This is a genomic window from Corallococcus terminator (genome assembly GCF_003611635.1).
In the GTDB taxonomy this organism is placed as follows: domain Bacteria; phylum Myxococcota; class Myxococcia; order Myxococcales; family Myxococcaceae; genus Corallococcus; species Corallococcus terminator.
Genome location: NZ_RAVZ01000718.1, coordinates 1 through 1054, shown reverse-complemented (window position 1 = coordinate 1054; position 1054 = coordinate 1). Strand labels below are relative to the sequence as shown.

The window sequence follows — 1054 nt, the reverse complement described above, 5'->3', positions numbered from 1 at the left end:
GGCGGCCTCCAGGCCCGCGACGGTGAGCGTCTCCAGTTCGATGGAGGTGGGCGTGTCCGTGTGGCCGGATTCGAAGGCGCGGTGAGCGCGGGTCCACTTGTTGTACCGGGTGCCGCAGCGGGTGCAGGCGTGGGCGTGGCGCAGCAGGCGGGAGGATTCGGGGGCGGACAGCTCCCCCAGGGACCAGCGCGTCAGGCTCGCGTCCACGTGGCGTTCGTACCACTTCATGGGAGGCTCCCGAATCGCATGGCGCACAGGGCCAGTGAGGCCAGCAGGGCGCCCAGCTCCAGGCGTCCCGGGGCGACGTCACTGTCCAACCAACCCGAGTCCTTCAGGTGTTCGGTGAACTGCACCCGCAGTCTCCGTTCGCGCACGCGCACCTCGCCGCGGGAGAGCTTCAACTCGTCGGCGGCGGACTCCTGGGACAGGCCGTCCATGAAGCGCAGTTGGGCCAGGGCGCGGCCTTCGGCGGGCAGGGCGTCCAGGAAGCGGCGCACCAGGGAGCGGACCTCGGAGCTCAGGGCTTCCTCCTCCGGGCTGCGGCCGTCGTCGGGGGCGTGCACCAGCTCCGGCGCGTCGTCCAGGGGGATGGCCTCCCGGGCGACCCGGCCGGAGGCGCGCATCAGGTCGATGGCGGTGGAGCGGGCCACGGTGAGCAGGAAGCCCAGGTAGGGGCGCACCCCGTCGTAGGCCTGGCGCATGTGGGGGCGGAAGGCCCGCACGAAGGTCTCCTGATGGGCCGCGTCCAGGTCCAGCGGCGTGAGCGCCACCGACCGCATGCCCGTCTCCGAGTGCACGGAGAAGCGGCGCGACAGGTAGCGCAACACCTCCGGCGAATAGGCGCGGTAGACCTGGGTGAGGACGGGGGTATCCCCCCGGCGGAAGGCCTCCAAGACTGACCGCTCGTTTCCTGGCAGCACGCGGAAGCTCCGTGGCGTTGCGCGGGCCCTGGCCGGGCCCCATGCCCGGCCCTCCCTGGCCCTTCTGAAAGGAGATACGCAATGACCTCGGGACTCGGGTCGTGCGGGTCGAATTTTCGCGTACTGGGGTGGGC

The 1054-nt window shown here is 71.4% G+C and carries 1 protein-coding gene and 1 pseudogene; both read right to left on the bottom strand.

Annotated elements, in window-relative coordinates; translation table 11 throughout:
- Nucleotides 1-228: pseudogene (locus tag D7V88_RS41755) on the bottom strand (hypothetical protein); the annotation flags it as partial.
- On the bottom strand, nt 225-893 hold the full coding sequence (locus D7V88_RS41750) for an RNA polymerase sigma factor (RefSeq protein WP_244238697.1): 669 nt from the start codon (nt 891-893) through the stop codon (nt 225-227). The gene D7V88_RS41750 and the pseudogene D7V88_RS41755, both read right to left, overlap by 4 nt.
- Nucleotides 894-1054 lie beyond the last annotated feature (161 nt).